The following is a 3,840-nucleotide window of genomic DNA, read 5'->3' on the forward strand; positions in this document are numbered from 1 at the left end:
TCCCTCCCCCGAACCCCCTCCGAACCAACTACACAAGATTCGGGACTTGACCGCGCAGGGCCCGGCACGCCAGAGTCCAGGAAGAAGGCCGGGGCCCCAGGGCAGCACGCCCAAGGTCCCCGGCCAGGGGTGGAACTCAGGCGTCAGTTACACGCATCGCTACACTGCGCGAGCTGGCAGCCATAGCTGGCCGCCTTCGCATCGGCGTCCTGGCGCGCGAACCGGCAGGCCTTCTTGCAGCCTCCGAGAAATGTGGTGGCGCCGAAGCCGACGACATTGCAGGTGCCGCCGCTCGCGGTGAAGCCCGAGCAGGTCGTCTTGCAGTTGCGCGCGAACGCCTCGACAGGCCTGTCCTCGGACGAGACCTCCTCCGAGGCTGGGGGTTCCGCCGTCTCCCCCGCGGGGACTTCGGGGGCCTCCGTCCCGGGGCCGCAGCCCACGAAACCAGAACCCAGCACGGCGAGGATGGCCAGCCACACGACATGTCTCTTCATGACAGCTCCTTCAAGCCATCCTGGGGGGACACGAGGTTCCAGGAGGCGATGGGCTGTCTAGATATCCGCGCGCAACCCGTCAACGCATCCGACGTCCGATGTGTTTGTCATTGATGCGCGTTTGTGAGAGCCCGAGAGAACGAGCGTCCGCGGGGCACGCGGTGCGGGGCGGGCGCGCTCCCGCCGTCGCGCCCCGAGCGTCTCGAGCACGCGGGCGACGGGCGCGTCAGTGGCGGCGCGAAGCGCCAGGAAGGGACAATACCGCGAGACATGCGGGCACACGGCCCCGTGAGAGAGAGGACAAACCACCCCTTGCCGACGTTCCGGAGACGGTGAGCCCCGAGGGGCCTCCGCCCGAGCATCGGGCGAAGGCCCCCGAAGGTCCTCAGGCTAGTAGGTCGCGTAGCTGGAGCCGTTGTTCAGCGCCAGGTAGTTGCAGGTGCCGCTCGCGTCCCAGGACACGTAGAAGTAGCCGCGGGCGTTGAGCGCCTGCGCCCACATGGCGGACACCGTGGCGTCGGGGATGCACGTGTAGGTGCTGGGGACCGTCGCTCCCGCCACGGTGAAGCGCGCGTAGAAGCTGCGCGTCGCCGCATCGGTCTCCCGGAACGAGGCATATGAAGTGGTCGTGGCGTCGGAACGGAACGCCAGGAAATTGCCGTAGCAATACCCCGAGCTGTCCGCGTACTGGTAGCAGCTCGCCGCACTGTAGGTGTGCCCAGCGCTCGCGACAGAGGTGGCGCCGAGCGTGGCGAGTGCCACCATCGGAATCAACGACTTCATGGACATGGACTTCATGGATGGCTCCTTCGCGGGGCGAGCACGAAGCTCCCCCGAATGGTTGTGATGGGAATGCGAACTACGGCAGCCCCTCGAAATCGTCCGGAGGGGTGAGCCGGTTCTGATTGATGGCGATGACGAGCTTGCGGCGAAGCTCGTCGGCTTCCGGGCGGCCCGAGAGCTGTGTGAGCTCGCGCCGTATCTCGTGCACGTCGTCCACGGTCATGCGCCCGCGGGCCACGACCTGGTCCACCAGCGTGCCCGCCCGCCCCGCCGCCTCGAGCTGCTCCGAGGACAACGGGAGGGTCGACACGTCGGGCCGTGGCTCGTCCCGTCCCTCGGACAGCGCCCCCGACTCCCGCAACAGGGTCACCATCCTCAGGGCCATGGCATCCAGGTCCTCCGCCGTGGGCCGGGCCACGCCCGCCCCCACCGCGGGAGGAATGCCCGCCGCGACGCTCCCGGCGGGTACCGCCGGGGGTCGAGGCATCGACTGGACGGCCCGGCGCAGCGAAGCGACCTCATCCACGAGCTGCTGCGTCCGAAGCATCTGGGCCTCGTGCGCCTGGCTCACCGCGAACCAGACACCACCGCCCGCTCCCAGGGCCAGGACCACACCCGGAAGCCATCCACGCAGGACATGGGTGGTCATGGCGGCTCAGAAGCTGGCGTACTGGCTGCCGTTGTACAGGTACAACTGGTAGCACGTCCCCGCGGTGTTCCAGTAGATGGCGAAGTACCCCTGGTGGCTCATCGCCTTGGTCCACCGGGCCGCCATCGCCGCGTCCGGGACGCAGCTGCCCGTCACCGTCCCAGAAGCGGTGGTGTACGAGCCCAGGAAGGTGCGGCTCGTCGAGTTGACCTGGTTGAACCGGGCATACGTGTTGGCGCCGGAGTGACTCCGGAAGCCCATGAAGTTGCCGGCGCAGTACCCCGAGCCGTCGGCCGCCTTGTAGCAATAGGCGGACTCGGTCTGCGCCCCCGCCATCGCCGTGGACGACGCGGCGAGCGCCATCAGAGACACGAATGGAGCCCAGGCCTTCTTGGTGCGATTCATGCGTTTTCCCCCTCATCATGACTGCAAAGGTCCGGGACCGTTCCCGAACACCCGACTGAACGGGAAGACGTTTATTCCTTCGCATTCCCCTCAATCCAAGACGGAGATTCCGCCTGGGTCATGTCTGCCCATGAGGATTTCCACGAGGGTCACCGCCGCCCTCCCCATCGGCCCTCGCGATTCGCCGTCTCCCGCGCCACCCTCGGACCAGGAGGACTCCCAGGGAGAGTGCCGCGAGGGCGAAGCCCGCCACGCCCACTGCCACCCCGAGCAGGGCCAGGTACGCCGCGATGCAGGCAGGGCACTTCGTCGGGAGCACGGCCAACAGGCCCAGGACCAGCGACAACCCCTGGCGCCGCCCGCTCAGCGCCCATACGAGTCTCTCAAGCAGACCCAGCTCATCGAGAAGGAGAGTCCGTCCTCGTCGCGCCCCTTCGGCACGAAGTCGAGCAACTGATAGGCGGCGTTGGCGACCTCAATGCCTCGTCCATACGTGCCGTAGGAGTGGAACACGTCACCACGCGCATCCTTCGCGAAGGCGCTGCCCCCCGGCATCTCCGTGTTGGACTCCCCCAGCGGTCCGTGCTTGTAGACGGCCTCGCCACTCGCCAGCGTCTCCAGGCGGAAGGACACGTTGAAGTCGAAGTTGAAGCGGCTTGCCTGGGACGAAACCCACGAGAAGGTCCACCCCATCCGTCGCTGGAACGCCTGGAGCCTGGGCAGCGGCGCACGGGAGACCGCGGTGAAGCGGACATCGCGCTGAGCCAGGTGCTCGACGGCGCCGTTGAAGGAGTCCGCCCAGAAGGAGCAGCTCTTGCAACCGACCTCCCACTCCGGAGCGGACATGAAGTGATGGACGATGAGCTGGCTGTGGCCTTCGAAGAGCTCCGACAGCGTCTTCGCCCCATCCGGGGTATCGAACGTGTAGGGCTCCGTCACGCGCAGCCAGCGCAGCGCGCGACGCGCCCGCATCCCCGCGCTCGTCGCGGAGGTGGAACAAGCGGCAGGCGTCCTGGCTTTGCTCTCGGCTGGGGAGCACGGGTCGACCTCCGCGCTCGCACTCGCGCTGCCCGGAGAATCCATCGCATCGCCCCCGAGACGGGAGCCATCCCGCGCACGCTCGAATCCAACCGCTTCGTCACCGGCGTCACCTGGGTCCAGGACGAGCTGTGGCACGGCACGCTGGAGGATGGCGCGAGCGACCTCCGGCGACTCGACCCCGTGGATGGACGCGTGCTCGTCAGGCTCACGCTGCCCGAGGGCGTGAGCATCACCGGGCTGGAATCCGACGGCGGTGACGTGCTCTACGCCGGTGGCGGCACGAGCGGCAAGGTGCGCGCCGTACGGCGGCCCGACGCTCGCGCCGCTGAGTCGCCGGCTCAGACTCGACTTTCGCCCTTTTAGGGCGAGGGGGAGAGCGCGGCGGTCCACGCCGCGCGCTCCTGAGCCGGTGATGCGCGAGAGGCCGCACGTAAGTTGGCGCGAAGTCGACGCGACGAATGCCAGCGG

The 3,840-nt window shown here is 68.1% G+C and carries 5 protein-coding genes; all 5 read right to left on the reverse strand.

The annotated features are described in order from the left end of the window. Positions 1-143: 143 nt before the first annotated feature. Positions 144-494, reverse strand: a complete 351-nt coding sequence (locus FL311_RS41785; protein WP_141333185.1) for a hypothetical protein — start codon at positions 492-494, stop codon at positions 144-146. Between the two features lie 390 nt (positions 495-884). Beyond that, positions 885-1,292 carry a hypothetical protein gene (locus FL311_RS41790; RefSeq protein WP_141333186.1) on the reverse strand — a complete coding sequence of 136 codons (408 nt, stop codon included), beginning with the start codon at positions 1,290-1,292 and terminating at the stop codon, positions 885-887. A 61-nt stretch (positions 1,293-1,353) separates the two neighbouring features. Further along, positions 1,354-1,926, reverse strand: coding sequence for a hypothetical protein (locus FL311_RS41795; RefSeq protein WP_141333187.1), 573 nt, complete (start codon positions 1,924-1,926; stop codon positions 1,354-1,356). A gap of 6 nt (positions 1,927-1,932) precedes the next feature. After that, on the reverse strand, positions 1,933-2,331 hold the full coding sequence (locus tag FL311_RS41800; RefSeq protein ID WP_141333188.1) for a hypothetical protein: 399 nt from the start codon (positions 2,329-2,331) through the stop codon (positions 1,933-1,935). A 363-nt stretch (positions 2,332-2,694) separates the two neighbouring features. Further along, positions 2,695-3,303, reverse strand: a complete 609-nt coding sequence (locus FL311_RS41805) for a DUF899 family protein (protein WP_141333189.1) — start codon at positions 3,301-3,303, stop codon at positions 2,695-2,697. Positions 3,304-3,840: the final 537 nt, after the last annotated feature.

It is taken from the genome of Myxococcus sp. AB025B, assembly GCF_006518215.1.
Classification (GTDB): Bacteria; Myxococcota; Myxococcia; order Myxococcales; family Myxococcaceae; genus Myxococcus; species Myxococcus fulvus.

What these genes read in the sequence shown, in the direction of transcription:
- FL311_RS41795 (WP_141333187.1), bottom strand. Translation starts at nt 1,926, where the DNA reads ATGACCACCCATGTCCTGCGTGGATGGCTTCCGGGTGTGGTCCTGGCC.
- FL311_RS41805 (WP_141333189.1), bottom strand. Translation starts at nt 3,303, where the DNA reads ATGCGGGCGCGTCGCGCGCTGCGCTGGCTGCGCGTGACGGAGCCCTAC.
- FL311_RS41785 (WP_141333185.1), bottom strand. Translation starts at nt 494, where the DNA reads ATGAAGAGACATGTCGTGTGGCTGGCCATCCTCGCCGTGCTGGGTTCT.
- FL311_RS41790 (WP_141333186.1), bottom strand. Translation starts at nt 1,292, where the DNA reads ATGAAGTCCATGTCCATGAAGTCGTTGATTCCGATGGTGGCACTCGCC.
- FL311_RS41800 (WP_141333188.1), bottom strand. Translation starts at nt 2,331, where the DNA reads ATGAATCGCACCAAGAAGGCCTGGGCTCCATTCGTGTCTCTGATGGCG.